Below are 22,475 nucleotides of genomic sequence, written 5' to 3' on the forward strand. Positions count from 1 at the left end.
TAAGTTTTAGGGTGCTGGCCCAATCAAGACCAATGTTCTCGGTCTTTCGACATAGCCTTCTCGACCATCTGGCACGATCTCAACCAAATCAATCTGGGTCGGGCTAATATGAGTAATACGGCCCTGATTCATACCCATATAATTACCCACTTGTACCCGTTCAATTTGATGATCTGGTGTTTGGATTAAAGCCAATATTTGACCACGATTATTACGCATGCTTCCTTTCATATTTAAAGCTTCAAGTGCATAACTTTCTAATGGCTGTGGCGTACGTGAGAAATTTGGATAACCCCGTTTTCCAGCCATAATCTTGAGTTCAGCAGCCAGCGAGCTTGGCATAAATGGGCTTTTCAATTGATGAGCAGCATAATTAAATTGTGGTACAGGGGTAAAAATCGGTGCTGGTTCAATAGGTAACGGTGGCTGGTTACGGATACTTGCCATTTGCTGGTTCACAGCATCGATTCTTGAATCACATCCCACAAGGGCAGCGCAAGCCAAAACATAAAGAGTAATTTGCTTAATTTTCATCATCACTCTCCTATTTCGGCTGAGCAGAAGTGCTAGTAGATGCAGAGGCTGCTGGAGCCTGGGCCGATTGTGTCGGTGTATCTGTTGCTTCTACATATCGATAGGTTTTCGCTTTAATAGAATAATTCAGTACAGGAATATCCGACTTACTATCTTTGGCTGGTGATGCATCAACAGTAAAATCGTGCATGGTTACAATACGCGGTAAAGCAGCAATACTACTTACGAAAGCTCCAAATGCGTGATAGTCCCCTGTAGCCTCAATTGCGATAGGTTGTTCGATAAAAATTTCTTGCTTCACTTCATTTTCTAAGCGGATATTTTTAAATTTCAATCCAGAGTTCACACCAGTTAAGTTAATATCTTCAACTAAACTTGGAATCTCTGTTTCTTTCGGCAATTGTTCTAATTGCTGGTTGAAATTTGCCTGCATCTCTTGAAGCTGTACTTGATACTGCTGAAGATTACGTAATTTCGAGTCTTTTTCTCGAAATTCATTTAATAAATTACCTTCCTGAGCTTGGGCATTGTCAATTGCTTGTAGCTTTGGCTGAATAGCAACAAAATATCCCAAAGCTAACACAGCAAAGAAAATAAAAATCCAGCAAGTAATTTTTACAGATATTGGCCAACTACCATAGTTGTTCATATCCAGCGTATTAAATTGCTGAAGGAATTTATCTAAATTGAATTTCTTTTTCTTTGAAGCTGATTGCTCTAATGATAATTCTTGAAGTTCATCTTGACTCATTTGGCTGCCCCCGTGTCTTTAGCTACGGCTGGCTTATCAGCATCCTTATTCGTTGTGGTCACGCCCATTTCCCCCAAATCGACAGTCACAACAAAACTGCCATAATGATCTTCTACTCTAGGAAGAAGAGAGCTAGCAGTCTTATCTTTTTTATCTTCAGTCGCCAAGAAAGAGCTCATAAAAGCATTACGATACCAAGGAGATGCTTCAAGATTACGGAGTAATTCAGCTACCGTATTTGGACTTTCAGCCTTACCCTCTATTGTAAATTTATCCCCGGTTCGGCTAAATTTAGTGAGATACATTGCTGGTGGCGTGACTCGAACGAGTTCATCAACTAGTCGCACCACTACTGGACGTTGACCCTGCAAATCTTGAATCAACTTCATGCGCTCAATAATGGCATCACGCTGTTCTTGTAAACCGTTTAATGCTTTTAATTGCTGATCAAGGTTTTGATTTGTACTTGTAATAAGTTGGTTTGCCTGCGTTTGATCATCTAGTTTATGATCAAAATAGAACCATCCCCCAAATACGGTTGTAATCCCCAAAACAACCACCCCAAAGCATAAAGTTATAAATTGTTTTTTTCGTTGCTCCCTCAGCTCTTCACGCCAAGGTAGTAAGTTAATTGTTGCCATTAATCAAAACTCCTTAAAGCCAAGCCACACGCCACCATTAAAGATGAAGCATCATTTTCAATTTTTTGAACGTCGACTTGAGGAGAAAAGCCCATTTGTAAAAATGGATTGGCAATAGTGACACGGTAACCTAATTTTTGCTGCAAAAGTTTAGCAAGGCCTGGAATGTTAGCATTCCCCCCTGCAAGCAAAATATGGTCAATTTCATTGAATTGGGATGAAGAAAAGAAAAACTGTAATGAGCGAGCTGCCTGCTGAACTACAGCATCTAGAAACGGATCTAGCACTTCAATTTCATAGTCATCTGGTAAAGTGCGGTCTTTTTTCGCTCGGCTTGCTTCCTCTAAAGACAAACCATAACGACTTTGAATTTCAAGCGTAAGTTGCTTGCCACCAAAGACCTGCTCACGGGTATAAATAATCTTGCCGTTTTGCATGACCGATAGTGTTGTCATGGTATGGCCGATATCTAAAATTCCTATCGTATTTGCGCCCATCGGCAAGCTATCAGCAAACACACTAAAAGCACGTTCGACTGCATAACTCTCGACATCTGCCAGTTTAGGATTCAAATCTGCCAATTCAAGAACTTCAACACGTGTTTCAACGTTTTCCGTTCTTGTTGCGACCAAAAGAACATTTACTCGATTTGGATTCAGCAAGCGATCAGGCAAAACCTCAAAATCAAGGCTCACCTCATCCAGCGGGAACGGTATGTACTGCTCCGCATCTACACGAATCTGAACTTCACGTTCGTCATCGCTCATATCTGCATCCATTTCGATAGTTTTATGAATAACCGTCGATGTTGGAACAGCAATTGCAGCATTAGTGGTTTGGGGATTTGCTAAATTCATCGCCCGTTCCAAAGCTTCTGCTACCGCTTCTGGATTTAAGATATTTTTTTCAACTACACTGTTTTCAGGTAAAGGCATCAAAGCATAGCTTTCTACCCAATATTTACCGTTCTTGACAGAGAGCTCTAACAACTTAACAGAAGTCGAACTAATATCGACCCCCATTAACCCCTTATTAGGTTTACGATATAACCTGAGCACACTATTGTCCTATTATTTTTTTATCCCCAAAAAAAATTACAAACCAATAATCTCGGTCTTTATTTTTACACGGATACAATATCTCATCTAACAATCCGCATGTCTAAAGGCTATACTGACCACAATTAGTTTGTATTCGATCTTATTAAAGCTTACTTATCATGAAAAAGCTATCCAGTTTGGGCTTCGTGCGTCCAATTTTTTTGATCATTATTATTATCTTAGTCTCACTTCCGATGGGATTTTATGGCATGTATCTCTATATTGCCCCAACCCTCCCGGAAATGAGTTCACTAAAAAAAGCACCGCTTTTAAAGCCCTTGCAAGTCTATACAGCCGACAACCAACTTATTGCTGAGTACGGTGGTAAACTTTCTATTCCTGTTGAATACAAACAAATTCCTCCTACGTTTATTCATGCATTCCTAGCAGCAGAAGATTCTTCTTTCTTCGAACACAGCGGCATTAGCTTTAAAGGTTTAGGCCGTGCTTTAAGTGAAAGTGTTACTGGGTCTGATGTGCAAACAGGTGGTTCTACCATCACAATGCAGGTTGCAAAAAACTATTATTTAAGCCCAGAAAGAACTTTAAAACGCAAACTAACCGAAATCTTTTTGGCCCGAAAAATTGAACAAAACTTATCTAAAGAAGACATCTTAAGTCTTTATGTGAATAAGATTTTCTTGGGTAAAAATGCTTACGGTATCGCAGCTGCTGCAAAAATTTACTATAACAAGAGTATTAATGAGCTCAGCATCGCTCAAATGGCTATGATTTCTGGCTTACCGAAAGCACCATCTAAATACAACCCAGTGGTTAACCCAGAACGGGCACTTGAACGCCGCAACTGGATTTTAGGCCGTATGTTGCAGCTCGGTTATATTTCTCAAGCAGAGTATCAAAAGGCAGTTGCAGAGCCGATCAACTTGAATATGCCCAACCGTGACCTAAATAATATTCACCCATATGCAGGTGAAATGGTCCGCTCAGAGCTTGTAAAACACTTTGGTGAACAAGCAATTGACTCAGGTTATAAGGTTTACACGACCATTAACGCCCAACGTCAGGCTATTGCAGAAAAATCTGTACAAGATGGTTTAGAGGCTTATGACCGTCGTCATGGCTGGCGTGGAGCAGAAGCACATGACAAACCATTAAGCCAATTTAGAGCTTATGCCAATACCTACCCTGCAGAAGTGACTAAAGTAAATAACAACTCTTTTGAAGCGTTAATGCAAGATGGTTCAACAGTCACTGTGCAATGGTCTGGCATGTCTTGGGCCCGCCCCTATCGCAATGCAAATAGCGTAGGTGGAGCACCTTCACGTGCATCTCAGATTGTTAAGGTTAAGGATATTGTTCGTTTACGTCCAAATGAAGCTAAAACTGCATGGTCGTTAGTTCAAGTACCTAAAGTTCAAGGTCAGCTTATCGCAATTAATCCAAATGATGGCTCCATTGAAGCAATTGTTGGTGGTTATAATTTCTATCAATCAAAATTTAACCGTGCTTTACAAGGCTGGCGTCAGCCGGGTTCGACCATCAAACCATTCCTTTATGCTTTAGCATTAGAACGTGGTATGACACCTTATAGCATGGTCAACGATAGCCCGATTACCATTGGTAAGTGGACACCAAAGAACTCTGATGGCCGTTACCTAGGTATGATTCCATTACGCCGTGCTTTGTATTTGTCTCGTAATACCGTCTCTGTAAGACTTTTACAAACTGTAGGGATTGAACGTACTCGTCAGTTATTCATGGATTTTGGTTTACAAGAAGATCAGATTCCACGTAACTACACGATTGCTTTAGGTACACCTCAAGTATTGCCAATTCAAATGGCAACAGGTTATGCAACGTTTGCAAACGGTGGCTACCGTGTCCAACCACATTTCATTCAACGTATTGAAGATGCATACGGTAAAGTGATTTACGAAGCTAAGCCAGAATATGCATGTATTCCATGTATTAATTCACCTGAAACAACTGAAGATGCACAGGCAACTACACCAGTTGATCAAGTTGTTGAAGTGACCAATAAAGAGTTGGAACGGAAAGAAAAGGCAGCTAAACAGCTTAACCTAAAACAAACTGATAAGAATAATAGTCAATATCGTCAAGCTCAGCGTATTTTAAAATCAAGCTCTGCTTATGATATGGCAAATATCTTACGTGACGTAATTGAGCATGGTACAGGTCGTGCCGCACTTAAAATTGGCCGTAGTGACTTGGGTGGTAAAACGGGTACAACGAACGACGCAAAAGATGCATGGTTTGCAGGTTTCAACGGCAAGTTAGTCGCAATTACATGGGTCGGCTTTGACCAACCAACGACTCTTGGCCGTCGTGAGTATGGTGGTATTGCCGCATTACCAATCTGGATTAACTTTATGGATCAATCTCTAAAAGGTACTCCAGCTTCTTGGGTTCGTTTAGAAAAAGATGCTCAGGCACCTATTTCTCGTGACAAACAAGCTGTCGCTACAGAAATAGGCGATAAGAAAACATATCGTGCTGCACCACCGTTAGCACGTCCACTCTATCGTCCCGCACCACCGCAACCGAAAGCTAACACCAATAATGACTTTGATGACCTACCTGGTGAGGAAATTGTAATTCCATCTAAGGCAGCACCTCCAGCAATGAAGCCTTCACAAGGAACAGCGCCGAAGCGTGACAAAGATGAGTTAGAAAACTTGATTAACCAAATTGAGTAAAAATAAAAAAGCCATCGTTAGATGGCTTTTTTATTACGCTTTTGAAAAAGATAGATTTGAAAAGATGCTGTCACTTTCAGGTGTGATTGCTGTTCTAATTGCATCCGGCGCTCTGGAGATGCCTTATACGCATAAGGCGTCATAGCGATTAGATTCTTTAAAGCTTCTTGGTCAAGTAATAAAGGAGCATCTATAACTTGCTGTTCTTTCAACTCAAATAAATCTTGCAGTTGTTCAACAAACTTTTGCGGTGTGTGCGGATTAACCTGCTCAAATAACGCTTCACGCATTGCATACAGATGATCGGTTGCAGGAGTCACAACAATTAAATACCCATCATCTTTTAAAACGCGCAAAATTTCTGCTTGTGGAATCGGGCTAAAAAGACTCGTACACACATCTATACTTTGATCAATTACGGGTAAAGTTGCTCCTGTACCGACAACCCAAGTCACGTTGGCATTTAACTTTGCAGCACGTTGTACTGCATTTTTTGCAATATCTACACCTATACACTGCTCAACAACCTGTTGCATCGCACTAGTGTAATATCCCTCACCACAGCCAATATCAAGTACAGCTTTAGCTTTAAGATGCTTTAGCAAATGAACTACTGCTTGCTGTAAAGGCTGATAATAGCCGCCCTGTAAAAAGGCACGGCGTGCATCTACAGACTCAGGAGTATCCCCGGGATTTTTACTGTGTTTATGCTGTACGACATGTAAGTTCACATAACCTTGCTTTGCAATGTCATAGCTATGACCCTGTTCACACCGCCATGTTTTGTTTACCAGCTCAAGTCGCTGACGACATACGGGGCACATTAAATTTTGCGTAGTCACGTTTAATTGTTCTCTTGTTCTTTTTGTTGCAAATAAGCCTTAGCGTGCATTCCAACAAATGTGCGGCCTGCATTTGTTCCAGAAACCCATTCATCTACTTCAAACAAATCAAACAATCCCACTTTAATTAAAGTTGGAATTGCGATCTTCAACTCTTCTTCAATTTGCCCTCTTTGTCCCGCATTATAGAGTTCAATATTATGCAGCATTGTCGCGACAGTTCCCGTTTGTACCTGACTACCATCTTTAAGTACAACTTGAGGTAATACTTCCCCATCACTAACCACTTTTTGGTTAATTACAGATAATTGGTCTAGCCCAACAACCTTTGTCATTTACCTCTCCAATAAAAAAAGCCAGTAGAAACTGGCTTTATATTGACACCAAAATAAGTTCTAGCGCAATTTTAAGGTCATTAGGCCTAAAACAACTAGCATAATCGTAATAATCCAGAATCGAATTACAACTTGAGTTTCTTTCCAGCCTTGTTTTTCATAGTGATGGTGTAAAGGTGCCATCAAGAATACGCGCTTATTTCGCATTCGCAACGACCCGATTTGCAGGAATACTGATACAGCCTCCATCACAAAAACACCGCCCATAATCGCAAATACGATTTCTTGGCGTACCATCACGGCAATTGTTCCAAGCATTGCGCCTAAAGCTAAAGCGCCCACATCACCCATAAAGACTTGTGCTGGATGTGCGTTATACCAAAGGAATGCTAAGCCTGCACCAATCATCGCAGAACAGATCACCACAAGCTCAGAGGTATATTTCACATATGGAATATGTAAATAGTTAGCGAAACGGATGTCACCAGATAAATAAGCAAATACTCCTAAACCTGAAGCCACCATAACCACCGGCATAATAGCTAAACCATCTAAACCGTCAGTTAAGTTAACCGCATTAGAAGCACCATTAATTACTAAATAGGTGAATACAATAAATGCCAAGCCTAATGGAACAATAGAAAGTGGAATTGAAAGATTCTTAAAGAAAGGAATCAATAAATCCAGCATATTTGCTGTGTATTCTGAATTAGATTGTTCAGTTGCAATTAAATATAACGCAATACCAGCACCAAGTGAGGCAATAGAAGTCCAGAAGAATTTCTTACGTGCAGGTAAGCCCGCATTATCTTTATAGCGAATCTTAATCCAGTCATCTGCCCAGCCAACCGCACCGAACACAACCATTACACCAAGTACAATCCAAACATAAGGGTTAGATAAATCAGCCCACAATAAAGTACTAATACCAATTGAGAGTAGAATTAAAATCCCTCCCATTGTCGGTGTACCCATTTTTTTGGCATGATTTTCAGGAGCAAACGAACTTACTGCCTGACCGTATTTTAACGCTTGTAATTTACGAATCATGATTGGTCCGAGAACCAAACCAATGGTCAGTGACGTTAATACACTGAGTAAAGAACGTAATGTTAAATAACGAACAACCTGAAACGAACTGTGATAGCCCGCAAGTTGTTCAAACAACCATAACAGCATTTAAAGTTTCTCCATCAAATCAGCCATCAACGTTTCCATATGAGTAAAGCGAGAACCTTTAAACAGGAAACTCATGGACTGGGGTTGATGTGTTTGGATTAGATTGATTAAAAATGGAAGCGCCTCAGCTTGAGTCTGAAATGCTTTCAATTTAGTAGAATGAAGGCCCGCACCTTCGAGAGCTGCTGAGGCAAACTGCCCAACTGCAATAATATGATCTAAAGGAAGCTGAGCGAGATCGCGACCTAAATCATGATGTTCTTGCCAACTACTATCGCCAAGTTCCCCAATATCCCCCATCACCATGACTTTAATGCCATTTTGTTGAAGTAACACTTGCGCCGCAGCTCGCATAGATGTTGGATTAGCGTTATAAGTATCATCAATAAATAAATGAGGCGCTTTTTGAATAAAGTTCAAACGGCCTTTCGCACCTTGTGCTTGCTCTAATCCTTTTACAATATCGTCTAGGCTAACACCTAATGCCAAAGCAAATGCTACTGCAGCAGTTGCATTTTGCACATTATGCTCACCTGCAAATGGCAGCCTTACAAAACTTGAACCTTGAGGTGTATGTAACTGGAAATTGGCAGATTGTGGCAACAATTCAATCTCTGTAGCAAAGACATCACCACCAGTACCAAAACTCATAATTTGATGACTTTTTGCTGCTTCACGAATCTCGGTAGTAAAGTCATCTTGTTGCGGAACAATAGCAACACCGTGAGGTAGAATATGACGATAAATTTCTGATTTAGCACGGCAAATACCATCGCGACCACCGAACTCACCTAAGTGAGCAGTCCCAATATTTAAAATGCCAGCGACATGCGGTTGAACAAGTTTTGATGTGTAATCAATTTCACCTTGATGATTTGCCCCAAGTTCCATCACTGCATATTGATGTTCCTTGCGAAGCTCAAGAAGCATCATCGGCACACCAAGGTCATTATTTAAATTGCCTCGGGTAATCAATGTAGGGGCTAAACGAGATAAGATGCTTCCTAGCATTTCTTTAGTAGTGGTTTTACCACTACTTCCCGTTAAAGCAATAACTTTCAATTGAGCATTTTGTTCACGGCGATATGCACCAAGTTGCCCCAAAGCCAAGCGAGTATCAGCAACTACAAGTTGAGCAATGTTGGCATCTATAGGTTGCTCAACAATAGCGACTTGGCAACCATTTGCAGCGACTTGCGCGACAAAATTATGCGCATCGAAACGTTCACCTTTTAATGCTAAAAAGGCATCCCCACTTTCTGCATGACGCGAGTCAGTCAAAATACGTTTAATTTCAGTTTGAGGGATCTGGTCTTTATGCCAGTAACCCTGCGTTGCCTGTTGTAATTGTTGAGCTGTCCACGGTTCCAAAGGCACGGTACTGGTGGTTGAAGTATGCATAATTTTTCCTATTGTGCAGGGTAAGCAGCATCTACCGTATGATGTTGTGCATCAATCGCAGAACGCACTTCAACCACATCATCAAACCAGTGACGCACACCATTAATTTCTTGATAATTTTCATGACCTTTCCCGGCAATCACCACAATGTCACCAGCTTGAGCCTGCTGCGTAACAAATTTAATTGCTTCACGACGGTCATGAATTTCATGCATACGATGCCCTGAAAAATCTATTCCTTGCTTCATATCAGCAAAGATTTGTTCGGGGTCTTCTGTTCTTGGGTTATCTGAAGTCAGAATAACAGGATTTGCACCATCTAAAGCTGCTTGAGTCATGAGTGGGCGCTTACCACGGTCACGGTCACCACCACATCCAAATACAGCCCAAAGCTGATTCGAAACGTGACGCTTTAATGTTTTAAGCACTTGAATCAATGCATCCGGTGTATGCGCATAATCCACCACAAAAAGTCGCTCATCATCACGAATGACCTGCATTCGGCCTGGTGCGCCAATCAGTTTAGGAACAAAATTAACTAATGCTTGTAAATCGAAACCAGCTTGCTCAGCAGCGATCAGCGCCGCAATCAAGTTTTCAACATTAAAATGACCTAATAATGGACTTTCTACAGCAAATGACCCTTGCGGCCCCACAAAATAAAAGGTTGCCCCCGCCAAGCTATAGCTTAAATCGGTAATATAATAATCGGCCGTATTTTGAGTAAGCGAATAAGTCAAAATTTTAGGTTGCGCTGGATTATTCTTCGCCGATTTAATCATTAAATCTGCATGTGCATCATCTAGATTAATCACAGCAACTTTTAACGAATTAAACTGGAATAAACGAGCCTTTGCTTCTGCATAAGCTTCTAGCGTGCCATGATAATCGAGGTGATCACGACTTAAGTTACTATAAACAGCAATTTCAATATCACAACCATTTAATCGGCCCTGCTCAAGACCATGCGAACTCGCTTCTAAAGAAGCAAAAGTTGCGCCGTGCTTAGCATAAGCATGTAATTCATTTTGTAACTGCAAAGCATCAAGAGTAGTATGTGTAGAAGGCGTTAAATCCGGCAAAATACCATTACCAGTCGTTCCCATCACCGCACAGCGCTGCTGTTGCGAACTAATTAACTCAGCAATTAGGCGAGAAATAGTCGTTTTACCATTCGTACCTGTTACAGCAATAATCCGTAATGGTTTAACCGTATCAGTTTGTTGTAAATAACTTTTTTGCCACTCACCCATACGCTGACGCACATCAGAACACACCCACTCATTCGCTACACCTAATTCAGTTTCACTAATTACAGCAAGTGCCCCATTTGTTAAAGCTGCTTCAGCAAATGTGCGTGTTTTTTCAGGTTGGCTATAACTGGTCAAGGCAATAAAAATTTGGCCAGCTTCTACTTTACCACTATCTAAATTAAAGCCATGAAATGGCTGTTGAGGCCATTGTGCATCAATCTCGATTGGATTAATTTCTTGAAAAGAAACAGTCATAGCTTACCTGCGAATAGGATTTTGTGGAGTGTTAAGTGGCTTATCAAGCGGCACGTTCATTAAACGTAGTGACTCTTGCATAATACGAGCGAAAACTGGGGCAGCAACCAAACCACCGTAGTAACGACCTTGTGGATTTTCCACAACCACAATAACAGCTAAACGCGGATCACTAATTGGTGCAACGCCAGCAAATAAAGCACGATATTCACTATTTGAATAACCTTTACCATCAGCACGCAATTTATGAGCAGTACCTGTTTTCCCGCCTACTCGATAGCCTGGAATATTGGCTTGTGTCGCTGTACCACCCGGCATAGTCACTTGCTCAAGCATTAACAAGACTTGATCAGCAATTTTTGGGTTAAGAACTTGCTCCCCTTTAGGTGCCTGATCTAATTTATGCAAGCTTAATGGCATTTTGACGCCATGATTTGCAAGCATGGCGTAGCCTTGTGCCAGCTGAAGAATAGTTGCGTTTAGACCATAACCATAAGCCATGGTACCAATTTGAGAAGAGTTTAATTTATTTACAGGAAGTACTAAACCAGAACTTTCCCCTGGGAACTTCACAGCAGAACGCTTACCAAAACCAACACGATTAAAGAAGGTCGGTAAAGTCTCTTTTGGAAGTGATAATGCAATTTTTGCAGAACCCACGTTTGAAGACTTAATAATCACACCTGTTACGGTCAAAGCCCCATAGTTATGGGTATCACGAATAGTATGCCAACCTAAACGCATTGAACCAGGAGAGGTATTTACAATCGTATTTGGTGTGTATTGACCAGTTTCTAATGCAGCAGAAATAGTAAATGGCTTCATGGTTGAACCCGGTTCGAACATATCGATCGCACCACGGTTACGCATAGCATCTTTATTAGACAAGCCATTCTTATCATTCGGGTTATAAGATGGCCAACTGGTCATTGCCAAAATCTCACCCGTTTTAACATCAACCGCAATAGCCGTTGCTGAACGTGCATTATTCGCAACACCCGCTGCGGTCAATTCGCGATACATAATGTACTGTAAACGAGAGTCGATACTTAAAGTGATATTCTCACCCGGCTCGCCCTCACGAATCACTTCAGAAACTTTTAAACGATTACCACGCTTATCACGAATAATTTTTTGTTCGCCATCTACTCCAGAAAGCTGCTTATTCAACTGCATTTCCAGGCCTTCAACACCTTGCCCCTCACTATTAGTCAAACCAATAATTTGGGCATTTGGTTGTGGCTGCGGATAATAGCGTTTGTAAGTTTTTTCTGCATAAACCCCTTGGAAGTTACCTTTCATAATGAGGTCAGCTTGTTGCGGCGGTACTTCTTTTTTCAAAACTAAATAACGAGAACGCGGACGCGCATTCATCTGTTTCTTAAGGTCAGCACGATCAACACCGACCACATCGGCAAGCTCATCTAAGTTTAAATTTTTATCTGGTAATTGGCGTTTTAATTTACGATTTTTTGGATCTTGTTTTAGTTCAGCCGAAATTTGATCGTATAAATGTTTAGTTTCAAAATAATCACGTGGGTCCATCACAATTTTCATGATTGGACTACTGATCGCTAAAGGTACACCGTGGCGATCACTAATTACGCCCCGCATAGCTTCTACACGTTCAGTACGCAAAATATTGGCATTTGCCTTATTTTGTAAAAAGTCCTTATTAATGATCTGAACATAAAATGCACGTGCAATTAATACCACAAAACACAGGAGCACCACTGCCCAGAGCAGATAAAACCGCCACATATCAAAGGCAAGACTTGGTTTTTCCGAAATAGACTGCTGTTTTTTTCGTGTTTGCTTTGTTCGCTTATCTACCATACAGCAAGGCCTTACTTATTTTGCTCTGAGGTCATCGGTAAAGAAATTACCACCGTTTCTGCAGCCGGTGGCGAAAACATTCGTAATTGTGTCACAGCACGCGTACCAATTTGAGCAGTCGCACCAAATGTTTGTTGCTCAATCAATAAACGTCCCCATTCAGCATTGAGGTCATCACGTTCACGCATATAAGAGCTTAACTCTCTATAATCATGACGGTATTCAAACACTTGCAATACCACCATCATGGCACTGATGAAAACCAACGCCACCATGACTGTATATATCACAACTTTTTTGACCACTTTATTTTCTGTGGTTTCGATTTCATCACTGCTTTTCATTACGCGCCTTTTTGTTCCAAGCGTTCAGCAACCCGAAGCCATGCACTACGTGAACGTGGATTCGCTTTTACTTCTTCTTCACTCGCACGAACCCGTGAAATTTTCTTTAATCTTCTCGTATCAACCTGCTGTTGAGGCATCCCCCAACCAGAATCTTCTGCAAGCGTTGATTCTTTTTGAATAAACTGTTTAATCAACCTGTCTTCAAGCGAATGGAAGCTGATCACAGACAAACGCCCCTTTGGTTTAAGCAAGTCTACAGCTTGCGGTAAAAACACTTCAATATCATCTAGTTCTTTGTTAATAGCAATACGAATAGCCTGAAAAGTACGTGTCGCCGGATGCTTATGTTTTTCCCATTTTGGATGAGCTGTTTTTACAAGTTCAGCCAGTTGTGCTGTCGTATCTAATTTTCCAGCTTGTTTAATTGCTTTAGCAATACGTCGACTATATCGTTCTTCACCATATTGATAAATGATATTCGCCAACTGTTCCTCTTCAATTTCAAGTAACCATTCAGCAGCCGTCAATCCTTTAGAGTTATCCATACGCATGTCCAAAGGACCATCTTGCATAAAACTAAAGCCGCGTTCAGCTTGATCTAATTGAGGAGAAGACACACCTAAGTCTGCCATAATTCCATCGACACTTTGCACCCCAATTTCCTGCATTTTTTCTTTAATTTCAGCAAAACTTGCATGAATAATGGTAAATCTTGGGTCTTCTTGTGCTAAAGCAGCCGCAACTTCCAGAGCTTGAGGGTCTTTATCAAAGGCATATACTCGAGCATTTTCATCGAGTTTAGACAATAATAAGCGCGTATGCCCGCCTCGTCCAAAGGTTGCATCGATATACACCCCAGTTGTGCGATCTGCCAATAAGCTTTCAACGGTCTCAAAAAGTAAGACAGAAATATGCGACATAGGAGTTAAATCATAGCGTAAAAATGTAACTGCACATTATCACCTTGTTTATGATGAACACCAAACGGCTTTTTGTAGGAAAATATTAATTTTTCATAGAGAAAACCGTTTTCTTTGCATTTTTTAAGCAAAATAAAAAAGCAAGCTCACCTTTTCAGGTTCACTTGCTTCAATATTAAAAGTTTAAGTAATTTTTAAACGGCTACTCTAGCTATATTTGTCTCTACTATTTCCCTTCATAAATCTGATCGAAGATGGCTCCATGGGCAAAGTGAGTTTGCTGAGCTTTTGCCCACCCACCAAAAACATCGTTAATCGTAAATAATTTAATTTTTGGAAATTGTGCTGCATATTTTGCAGCGACCTGAGGATTACGTGGACGGAAATAATGTTTAGCGGCCAACTCTTGTCCTAAAGGTGAATATAAGAAGTTGAGATAGCCTTTAGCTAAAGTACGGTTACCGTCCTTGTCGACTGTTTTATCTACAATCGCAACAGAAGGCTCTGCCAAAATTGAAATGGATGGATAAACAATTTCATATTTATCTTTATCAAGCCCTTTAGTTGCCAATAATGCTTCATTCTCCCAAGAGAGTAGAACGTCTCCAATTCCACGCTCAGCAAATGTAGTCAGCGAACCACGTGCCCCAGAATCTAATACTTTGACATTATGATAAAGTTTTTTAACCAGCTCTTTTGCTTTGGCATCATTTCCACTCGGCTGTTTTAAAGCATATCCCCATGCAGAAAGATAAATCCAGCGCGGTGCTCCACCTGTTTTCGGATTAGGCGTAATAATTTCAACACCAGGTTTAGTTAAGTCATTCCAATCACGAATATTCTTTGGATTACCTTTCCTAACCAAAAATACAACCGTAGATGTATAAGGTGCCGAGTTATTAGGAAACTCTTTTTGCCAGTTCGGTTGGATATATCCGGCTTTAACAATTTCATCGATATCATTCGCTAAAGCCAAGGTCACCACATCTGCTTGAAGGCCTGTCGCTACAGCTCGAGCCTGTTTCCCAGAGCCACCATGGGATTGTTTAAAATCAACGTCCTGACCTGTACGTTGCTTCCAGAATTTTCCAAAAGCCTGATTATATTCTTGATAAAATTCACGGGTTGGATCATAAGAAACATTTAAAAATGTAGTCGCAGCCTGTACTGCACTTACGGCTAACCCCATATATGTAGCGACCGCAATTATTGCTATTCTTTTCATTTATAAAAACCAATTTCATTTTTAAACTATACTATATTTTTATGTTTTCATTTTTCCATCAAATACTTATAACAATTCAAGGTTTACTAATCACTTTAAACGATATAAATTTTGCTTAGTTTTTATTCATAATTTCGAAAAGTTTTGTAATTATTCTTATAGTTTATTTATAGTCTTCACTTTATCTACACATTAATTTGTTAAATAATGAGACGTAATGGATACAGATAGGCTACATTTAAAAGATACCAAGGTGAAATAAAGGTGTTTTTTGTAAAAAGTGTGACATAGTTCTACTTTTTTATTAAAATTTATGTTTGAATCGTAGCGTTACCGTAATTTTACATTGGGTTAAACTCAAAAAATAGACGAAATGTACGTACTGAGGGGATGAGTAAAAAATGAAAACTAAGTATGGAAAAGCTTTGAGTTTGGGTTTGGTGCTCAGTTTTGCATCACAATTATCTGTTGCCGCAGCACTCAAAGATACACCGAGCAAAAGCGTTTCGGACCGTCAGTCTTCGCTTATTGAAAAAGCACTCGACCAGCAAAAACGCAATACTATAGCTCTACCATCTACAGATGATGAGTTAAAAGTACTTAACACTATTCGTGTAACACCTACTCAAAATTTTCTTGCTGCACAGCATGAACGTTTTTCACGTTTTGTTCAGGCAATCTTCCAGCCACATACTTCTTAATATTTGAAACGGCCCCTCATCGTTTCAAATTAAGCCCAGTCTGCCGTTAAATAAAAACGTCAGAATACTGGGCTTTTTCGTTATAATAGTTTCAATTTTTATTTTGACCCATTATCTATGAAAGTTCGTACTCGTATTGCACCTTCTCCTACTGGTTTCCCTCATGTTGGTACTGCCTACATTGCCTTATTCAACATGTGTTTTGCGAAACAACATGGCGGGGGATTTATTTTAAGAATTGAAGATACAGACCAACTTCGCTCTACACCAGAATCTGAAAAAATGATTTTAGATTCATTACGTTGGTTAGGTTTAAACTGGTCTGAAGGTCCAGATGTGGGTGGTCCTCACGCACCTTATCGCCAATCAGAGCGCATGGGAATTTATAAGCAATACGCGTTAGAACTTGTTGAAAAAGGTCATGCTTTTTACTGTTTCGCGACAGCAGAAGAACTAGATCAAATGCGTGCTGAACAGCAAGCACGTGGTGAAACACCAAAATATGACGGCCGTGGCTTAAAGCTTTCTCAAGAAGAAGTTACTCGCCGCCTCGAAGCCGGTGAACCTCATGTCATTCGTATGAAAGTACCAGAAGAAGGTGTATGTAAATTTAATGACTTATTACGCGGGGAAGTAGAAATTCCTTGGGCACAAGTCGACATGCAAGTGCTTCTTAAAACAGATGGTTTACCAACTTACCATTTAGCAAACGTAGTTGATGACCATTTAATGGAAATAACTCATGTATTACGTGGTGAAGAATGGCTTCCTTCTGCACCGAAGCATCAGTTGCTTTACCAATACTTTGGTTGGGAAATGCCAACGCTTTGCCATATGCCTTTGCTACGTAATCCAGATAAATCGAAGTTATCTAAACGTAAAAATCCAACATCAATTAACTACTACCGCGATATTGGTGTTCTACCAGAAGCCTTACTCAACTATTTAGGCCGTATGGGCTGGTCAATGCCAGATGAGCGTGAAGTATTTACCCTGCAAGACATGATGGATCACTTTGATATTCAACGTGTATCTTTAGGCGGCCCAATTTTCGATGTTGAAAAACTCAATTGGTTAAATGGTCAATGGATTAAAGGTTTAACACCAGGCCAGCTACTAGACCGTTTACTTACTTGGAAGAGTGACCGCAATACATTAGAAGATATTGCTGCTGCAATTCAACCGCGTATTAATTTACTTTCTGAAGCAGTAAATTGGGCTGGTTTCTACTTTAACCATATGCCACAAATTACAGCCGAAATGTTTGAAAGTAAAAAATTGACTCAAGAACAAGTTCGCCAAAGCTTACAATTTGCTATTTGGCGTCTTGAAAGTCAGTTTACTTGGAATAATGACACGGTTAGCCAAACCTTAATGGACTTGGCAAATCAAATGGGTATTAAACTACGTGATTTTATGCCTGCTTTCTTTATCGTAATTGCTGGCTCAACCAGTTCAACACCAGTTATGCAATCAATGGTTACGCTTGGTCCAGATTTAACCTTTGCTCGCTTACGACATGCATTAGAAATTGTTGGTGCACCGAGTAAAAAAGAGGTGAAAAACTGGGAAAAGCTCAATGAAAGCTTAAAACTGCCGAAAAATGAAGCAACTAGCGAAGCTTAATTCATTTTTTTGTTGACGTGTGGGCGCATTCACCCTAATATTGCGCTCACACAAACTGGGGCCATAGCTCAGTTGGTAGAGCGCTACAATGGCATTGTAGAGGTCAGCGGTTCGATCCCGCTTGGCTCCACCAAGATCCTTTGTGTTTGCCTCATCAAGTCCCTATCGTCTAGAGGCCTAGGACATCGCCCTTTCACGGCGGTAACCGGGGTTCGAATCCCCGTAGGGACGCCATTTTCTATTTTAAAAATTCCTTTTAAAGACTCTATCGTCACCTTCCTGTCTATTCTTTGACACCTTCTTGATTGCACATTTGTCTATTTTATCTAAAATAGCGTCTTTCTTAAATTCTCTCAATGTGTAATATGCAGCCATCTGACAATCAACTAGATGCTCAGCATCAGAACAGTACTGCACCTTTAAAAAGAGCCATGAGTACTCGCCACCTTGTGATGTTATCGCTAGGCGGTGCAATCGGTACTGGTTTATTTTTGGGTTCAGGGGAAGTCATTTCACAAACTGGACCTATTGGCGCAATTATTGCCTACATTCTTGGGGGTGCAATTGCTTACATGGTTATGCTCTGTTTAGGCGAGCTGGCTGTGCACATGCCTGTTTCTGGTTCTTTTGGTGCATATGCCCAAAAGTACATTAGTCCAAGTACAGGTTACATGATTTCATGGATGTATTGGCTAACATGGACAGCAACGCTAGGGACCGAGTTTACCGCTGCTGCCCTACTCATGCAGGAATGGTTTCCGCAAATTTCAATGTGGATCTGGACACTTATTTTTGCAGTGACGATTTTTGGACTAAATATTAGTTCAACTCGAGTATTTGCTGAATCTGAGTTCTGGTTAGCGCTTGTTAAGGTTGTTACCGTTATTGCCTTTATTGTGCTTGGGTTATTAGCCATTTTTGGTTTAATTCCTTTTCATGGCGCTCAAACTGCTCCTCTGTTTAGTAATTTAACAGCCCAAGGCTGGTTCCCACACGGTTTCCTCCCTATCTTTACTACCATGCTGATTGTGAATTTTGCGTTCTCTGGGACAGAACTAATTGGTGTGGCTGCTGGTGAAACTAAAGATCCTGCACAAAACGTCCCTAAAGCGATTAATGCTGCAATCTGGCGCCTTCTTATTTTCTTTGTCGGCACCATTATTGTGATCAGTGCATTACTCCCTTTCCAGCTTGCAGGCTTAAGCAGTGAAAGTGTAAGTAGCAGTCCTTTCGTTACTGTATTTAATTACATTGGTATCCCATATGCAGATGATATCATTCGTTTTGTAATTATTACTGCACTGCTCTCAGCCGCCAATTCAGGTTTGTATGCCGCTTCACGCATGATGTGGTCTTTATCAGAACAAAAGCTTCTTCCAAGTGTATTTGCCAAGCTTTCAAAAAGTGGAACACCTATTGTTGCTTTAGTAGTCACCATGTTTGGCGCAATCCCAGGTTTGTTATCGGAACAGTTTGCACCTGAAACCATCTTTAAAAACTTACTCGGCGTTGCAGCTTTCACCATGGTTATTGTCTGGATGAGTATCTGTTTAAGTCAGTTCAATTTCCGTAGACACTGGTACCGAGCTGGACATATGGTTAAAGATTTAAAATATGCTGCACCATTATTTCCTATTGTCCCAATTTTAGGTTTTCTATTCTGCTTTATTACCTGTTTAAGTATGGCAGCAGACCCTCAAATGCGAGCAGGTTTTGTAGGTTGCTTAATTTTTACGGCTCTTTGCTATATCAGTTATTTTATTTTTTATCGCCATAAGGCCTAAGTGCTTGTAATTAAAAAGTGTAGCAAAAAGCTACACTTTTTTTTGTTTAGATACTGGCTTTATAGAATCTACCGTTGTAGATTAAAATTTATATTAAAAACAATTCCTTGTATACAATGAAAATTATATTTATCCATGGGATGAATCAACAAAATTACACAGCACATCGTTTAAAAGAGCACTGGCTAAGAGTCTTTAAACTGGGCTTAAAACAATTGCACTGTAGAGTTAATTTAAGAGATTTACATATACACATGCCTTTTTATGGCGATTTAATGACGAAATATCAACTCTCTAATCAATTAGATTTAAACACCTTACTTCCAAAATCCTTTAACTTTCATTTGCCTATCCATTTACACTCACAAGCCAACACACCTAAGGAACATACTCCTTTTGTGCCACATCTTCCTCTTTCCCCCGATCAACCCGCAGAAAGCTTATCAGAACGTTTATATCTGACTTCACAGTTAGTAAAAGATCGCGTTCTTAAAGAAATGGTGGTTCTTTTAAATAATTTTCCTAAATTACATGAGAGCTTAATTCAACAATTCTTGATTGAAACTTACATGTACTTATCTAATCCTGATTTTATGTACGAAGTTCATCAAAGAATTTTAAAACAAATGCATGATGATGAAGATTGTATTGTAGTCGCTCACTCTTTAGGTTCCGTGATCGCATTTCACTTGTTATCAGACCCGGCTTATCACTTTTCAGTACAACGCTTTGTTACCTTAGCTTCACCACTTTCTTTTCGGGTGATCCAAAGTAAACTCCCTATTCCGATTGAACGACCAAAATGCCTCAATGGCGATTGGTATAATTTCTACTCAAAAGATGATTTTTTAACAGCTTTCCCATTAAGTGAAGCACCTTTTAATTTCACTCCACCAATTATCAATCAAGAAATTTTTACTTTTGCGAACCAACCCCATGAAATTGTAGGGTACTTACAACACCATGCAGTCATCAAAGCAATTATTGAACCTTTTCAATAAAAATTAGCCATAAATGCCTATATTTTCTACAATTTGAGTTATTTTTAAGCGCTTGAATGTTTTTTTTAATATTTCTTTAGAAAACTATTTGACACTTTTATTAAATCGACCTAATATACGCCCACCTCTGAAACGTCCCTATCGTCTAGAGGCCTAGGACATCGCCCTTTCACGGCGGTAACCGGGGTTCGAATCCCCGTAGGGACGCCAATATTTTTCAGATGTATGCCTCATATAAGTCCCTATCGTCTAGAGGCCTAGGACATCGCCCTTTCACGGCGGTAACCGGGGTTCGAATCCCCGTAGGGACGCCAATATTTTTCAGATGTATGCCTCATATAAGTCCCTATCGTCTAGAGGCCTAGGACATCGCCCTTTCACGGCGGTAACCGGGGTTCGAATCCCCGTAGGGACGCCAATATTTTTCAGATGTATGCCTCATATAAGTCCCTATCGTCTAGAGGCCTAGGACATCGCCCTTTCACGGCGGTAACCGGGGTTCGAATCCCCGTAGGGACGCCAAATTCTAAAAAGCCACTGCATGAAGACAGTGGTTTTTTTCTTATCTACGCAATAAAAAAGCTGATCATCAATCAGCTTCTCATTTATGTAATTTAATTCGCAATTCCAACTTGGACTTCAAGACGACCTGATTGAACCCGTAGTCCTTTTATTTCGAATTGATCTACCAGTTGCTGCACAAGCTCCCGGCTTTCCCTCAAAATATTGAGTCCCGGTAAAATACTAAAGTCTGTCAAGCTTAAAAGTTTTTCTACCATCCATGAACGGTTGTTAATGAAATCAATAAAGCCTGCCTGTTCAAGGTCAATAAACCACATACGGTGACCATCACGTTGAATACCCGGAATATCACGAATCAAATGATTAATCAGTGATGGTATAGGCAGCATGTTAATGACTTCGAAACCTACTCGGCCGATACGACGGACTGCCCAATTCGACAATGTTCCACCATGTCGAATTTGTACAACTAGGCTTTCATCCATTTGACGTAAACGTAAGAATTTTTCTTGCCCAATACGGCATTCCAATACCCGAAAATCTAAACTCAGCCGATATAGGAAACGGTGATAGTGCCCATCGATTTCAACCTGAAACCGATCATTGCCACATTGAACTTTAATATCATCAATTTCTGAACGATCTATACGTTTACGAATTTGGCTATTTAACAGCATTTCAGGCAAATATAAATTCAGCGTACTCTTACCTAGAAAAGTACGGGCCATAATTAAGGCAACCTGACGCGCAGTTTCACTGGTTTCAGAGACCATATCTCTAACAGTTCCTGCTGCCAGATTGGTCATGCCAACGACTCCACGCTTTGTATGAGTTGTTACATGGTCTAAAGCATCTAAGGCTGCATCTGCAACCTCTGCAAGATTACGTGTCGTATCACTAGCAAATCCGACGGCATCATGAGCATGTTGCAAGGTCTTATGCAGCAAACGGCGTGAGAATGACAGTTTTATAGGGTCAGGGTTCCCTGAAACTGTTGATGTCGTTATAGGCTCCGACTTATTGTCATCTTCTTGACCCAAGTCCCTCTCCTTTTTATATTTCTTTCGCATCCCATTAATCAGCTTTTCAGCTCATTTCCAGTGTTGAACACACTTGGTTTTTATCTAGATTAGCATGCTCTACGGTACTATTTTAACTTTTATGTGTACGCATAAATCATCATTTTTTCATATATGCTTGTTTCAAAAAAGTATTTTTATATCTAACTTTTATATCACTTTTTAAAAGCCCTACAATTTTTTTCCTTTCTTTGCATTTCCGTTAGAATAGATTCAAATTTAATGTGGAGCTGTCATGCAATATCGTTGCCCTCAATGTCAAAGTGTTAAAATTATGCCAGTAAGCCAAGGTGTTAACAGTGCCAAACCTGTTGTGCCTAAGAGCTTAGTGATTTTAGTTCCTGCCATTTTTGTACTATTACTCTTGGTTGTAATTAGTATTTTTATGTGGATTTTTGGCAATGGTGCAGGCACTTCTCTACAAATTGCAACGGTCGTTGTTTTTGTTGTGACTCTAGGGGCGGG

General features: G+C 40.3%; 20 protein-coding genes and 6 tRNA genes. 12 read left to right on the forward strand and 14 right to left on the reverse strand.

Going from position 1 to position 22,475, the window contains the following annotated elements; all coding sequences use genetic code 11:
- Nucleotides 1-6 precede the first annotated feature (6 nt).
- Genes J678_RS21360 through J678_RS21375 form a run of 4 tightly spaced genes read right to left on the reverse strand, consistent with a single transcriptional unit; the run spans nt 7 to nt 2,984 of the window.
- Nucleotides 7-534: a pilus assembly protein PilP gene (locus tag J678_RS21360; RefSeq protein ID WP_032027497.1), complete on the reverse strand. Its 528-nt coding sequence runs from the start codon at nt 532-534 to the stop codon at nt 7-9.
- Nucleotides 535-544: 10 nt separating this feature from the next.
- Nucleotides 545-1,285, reverse strand: coding sequence for a type 4a pilus biogenesis protein PilO (locus J678_RS21365; RefSeq protein ID WP_031956426.1), 741 nt, complete (start codon nt 1,283-1,285; stop codon nt 545-547).
- Nucleotides 1,282-1,926, reverse strand: a complete 645-nt coding sequence (locus J678_RS21370) for a PilN domain-containing protein (RefSeq protein WP_031956429.1) — start codon at nt 1,924-1,926, stop codon at nt 1,282-1,284. The genes J678_RS21365 and J678_RS21370 overlap by 4 nt, the downstream gene beginning before the upstream one ends.
- Nucleotides 1,926-2,984, reverse strand: a complete 1,059-nt coding sequence (locus tag J678_RS21375) for a pilus assembly protein PilM (protein WP_004711654.1) — start codon at nt 2,982-2,984, stop codon at nt 1,926-1,928. The genes J678_RS21370 and J678_RS21375 overlap by 1 nt, the downstream gene beginning before the upstream one ends.
- Before the next feature lie 161 nt (nt 2,985-3,145).
- Between J678_RS21375 and ponA the strand changes: the two genes are divergently transcribed.
- On the forward strand, nt 3,146-5,704 hold the full coding sequence (gene ponA, locus J678_RS21380; protein ID WP_032027499.1) for a penicillin-binding protein PBP1a: 2,559 nt from the start codon (nt 3,146-3,148) through the stop codon (nt 5,702-5,704).
- Between the two features lie 17 nt (nt 5,705-5,721).
- Here ponA and J678_RS21385 read toward each other — a convergent pair whose 3' ends face one another.
- The 9 genes from J678_RS21385 to J678_RS21425 all read right to left on the reverse strand — a co-directional run bounded on the left by J678_RS21385 (nt 5,722) and on the right by J678_RS21425 (nt 15,297).
- On the reverse strand, nt 5,722-6,546 hold the full coding sequence (locus tag J678_RS21385; protein ID WP_004884737.1) for a putative RNA methyltransferase: 825 nt from the start codon (nt 6,544-6,546) through the stop codon (nt 5,722-5,724).
- A gap of 2 nt (nt 6,547-6,548) precedes the next feature.
- A complete protein-coding gene (locus tag J678_RS21390) occupies nt 6,549-6,881 on the reverse strand; it encodes a hypothetical protein (RefSeq protein WP_002051722.1) in 333 nt (110 codons plus the stop codon).
- A gap of 60 nt (nt 6,882-6,941) precedes the next feature.
- Nucleotides 6,942-8,060: a phospho-N-acetylmuramoyl-pentapeptide-transferase gene (mraY, locus tag J678_RS21395; protein ID WP_002051726.1), complete on the reverse strand. Its 1,119-nt coding sequence runs from the start codon at nt 8,058-8,060 to the stop codon at nt 6,942-6,944.
- The gene (locus J678_RS21400; protein WP_002051714.1) at nt 8,061-9,461 is read right to left on the reverse strand and encodes a UDP-N-acetylmuramoyl-tripeptide--D-alanyl-D-alanine ligase; all 1,401 of its coding nucleotides are present in this window, start codon (nt 9,459-9,461) and stop codon (nt 8,061-8,063) included.
- 8 nt (nt 9,462-9,469) lie between these two features.
- Entirely contained in the window at nt 9,470-10,969 is a 1,500-nt protein-coding gene (locus J678_RS21405) for a UDP-N-acetylmuramoyl-L-alanyl-D-glutamate--2,6-diaminopimelate ligase (RefSeq protein WP_032027505.1), read from the reverse strand.
- Between the two features lie 3 nt (nt 10,970-10,972).
- Entirely contained in the window at nt 10,973-12,805 is a 1,833-nt protein-coding gene (gene ftsI / locus J678_RS21410) for a penicillin-binding protein PBP3 (protein WP_002051677.1), read from the reverse strand.
- A gap of 11 nt (nt 12,806-12,816) precedes the next feature.
- The gene (locus J678_RS21415; protein ID WP_002051754.1) at nt 12,817-13,149 is read right to left on the reverse strand and encodes a cell division protein FtsL; all 333 of its coding nucleotides are present in this window, start codon (nt 13,147-13,149) and stop codon (nt 12,817-12,819) included.
- Complete coding sequence (gene rsmH / locus J678_RS21420; RefSeq protein ID WP_032027507.1) at nt 13,149-14,072, reverse strand: 16S rRNA (cytosine(1402)-N(4))-methyltransferase RsmH; 924 nt, start codon at nt 14,070-14,072, stop codon at nt 13,149-13,151. Before rsmH ends, J678_RS21415 begins: the two co-directional genes overlap by 1 nt.
- A gap of 226 nt (nt 14,073-14,298) precedes the next feature.
- Complete coding sequence (locus J678_RS21425; RefSeq protein ID WP_031956434.1) at nt 14,299-15,297, reverse strand: sulfate ABC transporter substrate-binding protein; 999 nt, start codon at nt 15,295-15,297, stop codon at nt 14,299-14,301.
- 401 nt (nt 15,298-15,698) lie between these two features.
- On the opposite strand from J678_RS21425, the gene J678_RS21430 reads away from it, so the two are divergent.
- The 10 genes from J678_RS21430 to J678_RS21475 all read left to right on the forward strand — a co-directional run bounded on the left by J678_RS21430 (nt 15,699) and on the right by J678_RS21475 (nt 20,931).
- Entirely contained in the window at nt 15,699-15,998 is a 300-nt protein-coding gene (locus J678_RS21430; RefSeq protein ID WP_031956437.1) for a hypothetical protein, read from the forward strand.
- A gap of 117 nt (nt 15,999-16,115) precedes the next feature.
- On the forward strand, nt 16,116-17,624 hold the full coding sequence (gene gltX, locus J678_RS21435; RefSeq protein ID WP_032027508.1) for a glutamate--tRNA ligase: 1,509 nt from the start codon (nt 16,116-16,118) through the stop codon (nt 17,622-17,624).
- Nucleotides 17,625-17,681: 57 nt separating this feature from the next.
- A tRNA-Ala gene (locus tag J678_RS21440) sits at nt 17,682-17,757 on the forward strand.
- 25 nt (nt 17,758-17,782) lie between these two features.
- Nucleotides 17,783-17,858 (forward strand) — tRNA-Glu (locus J678_RS21445).
- Between the two features lie 131 nt (nt 17,859-17,989).
- On the forward strand, nt 17,990-19,408 hold the full coding sequence (locus J678_RS21450) for an amino acid permease (RefSeq protein WP_031956539.1): 1,419 nt from the start codon (nt 17,990-17,992) through the stop codon (nt 19,406-19,408).
- Between the two features lie 116 nt (nt 19,409-19,524).
- Nucleotides 19,525-20,409, forward strand: coding sequence for a hypothetical protein (locus J678_RS21455; RefSeq protein ID WP_004711635.1), 885 nt, complete (start codon nt 19,525-19,527; stop codon nt 20,407-20,409).
- Nucleotides 20,410-20,543: 134 nt separating this feature from the next.
- Nucleotides 20,544-20,619, forward strand: a tRNA-Glu gene (locus J678_RS21460).
- Nucleotides 20,620-20,647: 28 nt separating this feature from the next.
- Nucleotides 20,648-20,723: transfer RNA gene (locus tag J678_RS21465), tRNA-Glu, on the forward strand.
- A 28-nt stretch (nt 20,724-20,751) separates the two neighbouring features.
- A tRNA-Glu gene (locus tag J678_RS21470) sits at nt 20,752-20,827 on the forward strand.
- A gap of 28 nt (nt 20,828-20,855) precedes the next feature.
- Nucleotides 20,856-20,931: transfer RNA gene (locus tag J678_RS21475), tRNA-Glu, on the forward strand.
- A gap of 92 nt (nt 20,932-21,023) precedes the next feature.
- On the opposite strand, the gene J678_RS21480 is transcribed toward J678_RS21475, so the two are convergent.
- On the reverse strand, nt 21,024-21,971 hold the full coding sequence (locus J678_RS21480) for a hypothetical protein (RefSeq protein ID WP_031956512.1): 948 nt from the start codon (nt 21,969-21,971) through the stop codon (nt 21,024-21,026).
- 274 nt (nt 21,972-22,245) lie between these two features.
- On the opposite strand from J678_RS21480, the gene J678_RS21485 reads away from it, so the two are divergent.
- On the forward strand, nt 22,246-22,475 hold a 230-nt coding region (locus tag J678_RS21485), incomplete at its 3' end, for a hypothetical protein (protein ID WP_033855848.1).

The sequence above is a fragment of the Acinetobacter sp. 1424608 genome, from assembly GCF_000588255.1.
Taxonomy (GTDB): domain Bacteria; phylum Pseudomonadota; class Gammaproteobacteria; order Pseudomonadales; family Moraxellaceae; genus Acinetobacter; species Acinetobacter nosocomialis.

Excerpts from the sequence above, each read along its gene's own strand:
- J678_RS21360 (WP_032027497.1), bottom strand. The coding sequence starts at position 534 with ATGAAAATTAAGCAAATTACTCTTTATGTTTTGGCTTGCGCTGCCCTT.
- J678_RS21365 (WP_031956426.1), bottom strand. The coding sequence starts at position 1,285 with ATGAGTCAAGATGAACTTCAAGAATTATCATTAGAGCAATCAGCTTCA.
- J678_RS21370 (WP_031956429.1), bottom strand. The coding sequence starts at position 1,926 with ATGGCAACAATTAACTTACTACCTTGGCGTGAAGAGCTGAGGGAGCAA.
- ponA (WP_032027499.1), top strand. The coding sequence starts at position 3,146 with ATGAAAAAGCTATCCAGTTTGGGCTTCGTGCGTCCAATTTTTTTGATC.
- J678_RS21390 (WP_002051722.1), bottom strand. The coding sequence starts at position 6,881 with ATGACAAAGGTTGTTGGGCTAGACCAATTATCTGTAATTAACCAAAAA.
- mraY (WP_002051726.1), bottom strand. The coding sequence starts at position 8,060 with ATGCTGTTATGGTTGTTTGAACAACTTGCGGGCTATCACAGTTCGTTT.
- J678_RS21400 (WP_002051714.1), bottom strand. The coding sequence starts at position 9,461 with ATGCATACTTCAACCACCAGTACCGTGCCTTTGGAACCGTGGACAGCT.
- J678_RS21405 (WP_032027505.1), bottom strand. The coding sequence starts at position 10,969 with ATGACTGTTTCTTTTCAAGAAATTAATCCAATCGAGATTGATGCACAA.
- ftsI (WP_002051677.1), bottom strand. The coding sequence starts at position 12,805 with ATGGTAGATAAGCGAACAAAGCAAACACGAAAAAAACAGCAGTCTATT.
- J678_RS21415 (WP_002051754.1), bottom strand. The coding sequence starts at position 13,149 with ATGAAAAGCAGTGATGAAATCGAAACCACAGAAAATAAAGTGGTCAAA.
- rsmH (WP_032027507.1), bottom strand. The coding sequence starts at position 14,072 with ATGTCGCATATTTCTGTCTTACTTTTTGAGACCGTTGAAAGCTTATTG.
- J678_RS21425 (WP_031956434.1), bottom strand. The coding sequence starts at position 15,297 with ATGAAAAGAATAGCAATAATTGCGGTCGCTACATATATGGGGTTAGCC.
- J678_RS21430 (WP_031956437.1), top strand. The coding sequence starts at position 15,699 with ATGAAAACTAAGTATGGAAAAGCTTTGAGTTTGGGTTTGGTGCTCAGT.
- gltX (WP_032027508.1), top strand. The coding sequence starts at position 16,116 with ATGAAAGTTCGTACTCGTATTGCACCTTCTCCTACTGGTTTCCCTCAT.
- J678_RS21450 (WP_031956539.1), top strand. The coding sequence starts at position 17,990 with ATGCAGCCATCTGACAATCAACTAGATGCTCAGCATCAGAACAGTACT.
- J678_RS21455 (WP_004711635.1), top strand. The coding sequence starts at position 19,525 with ATGAAAATTATATTTATCCATGGGATGAATCAACAAAATTACACAGCA.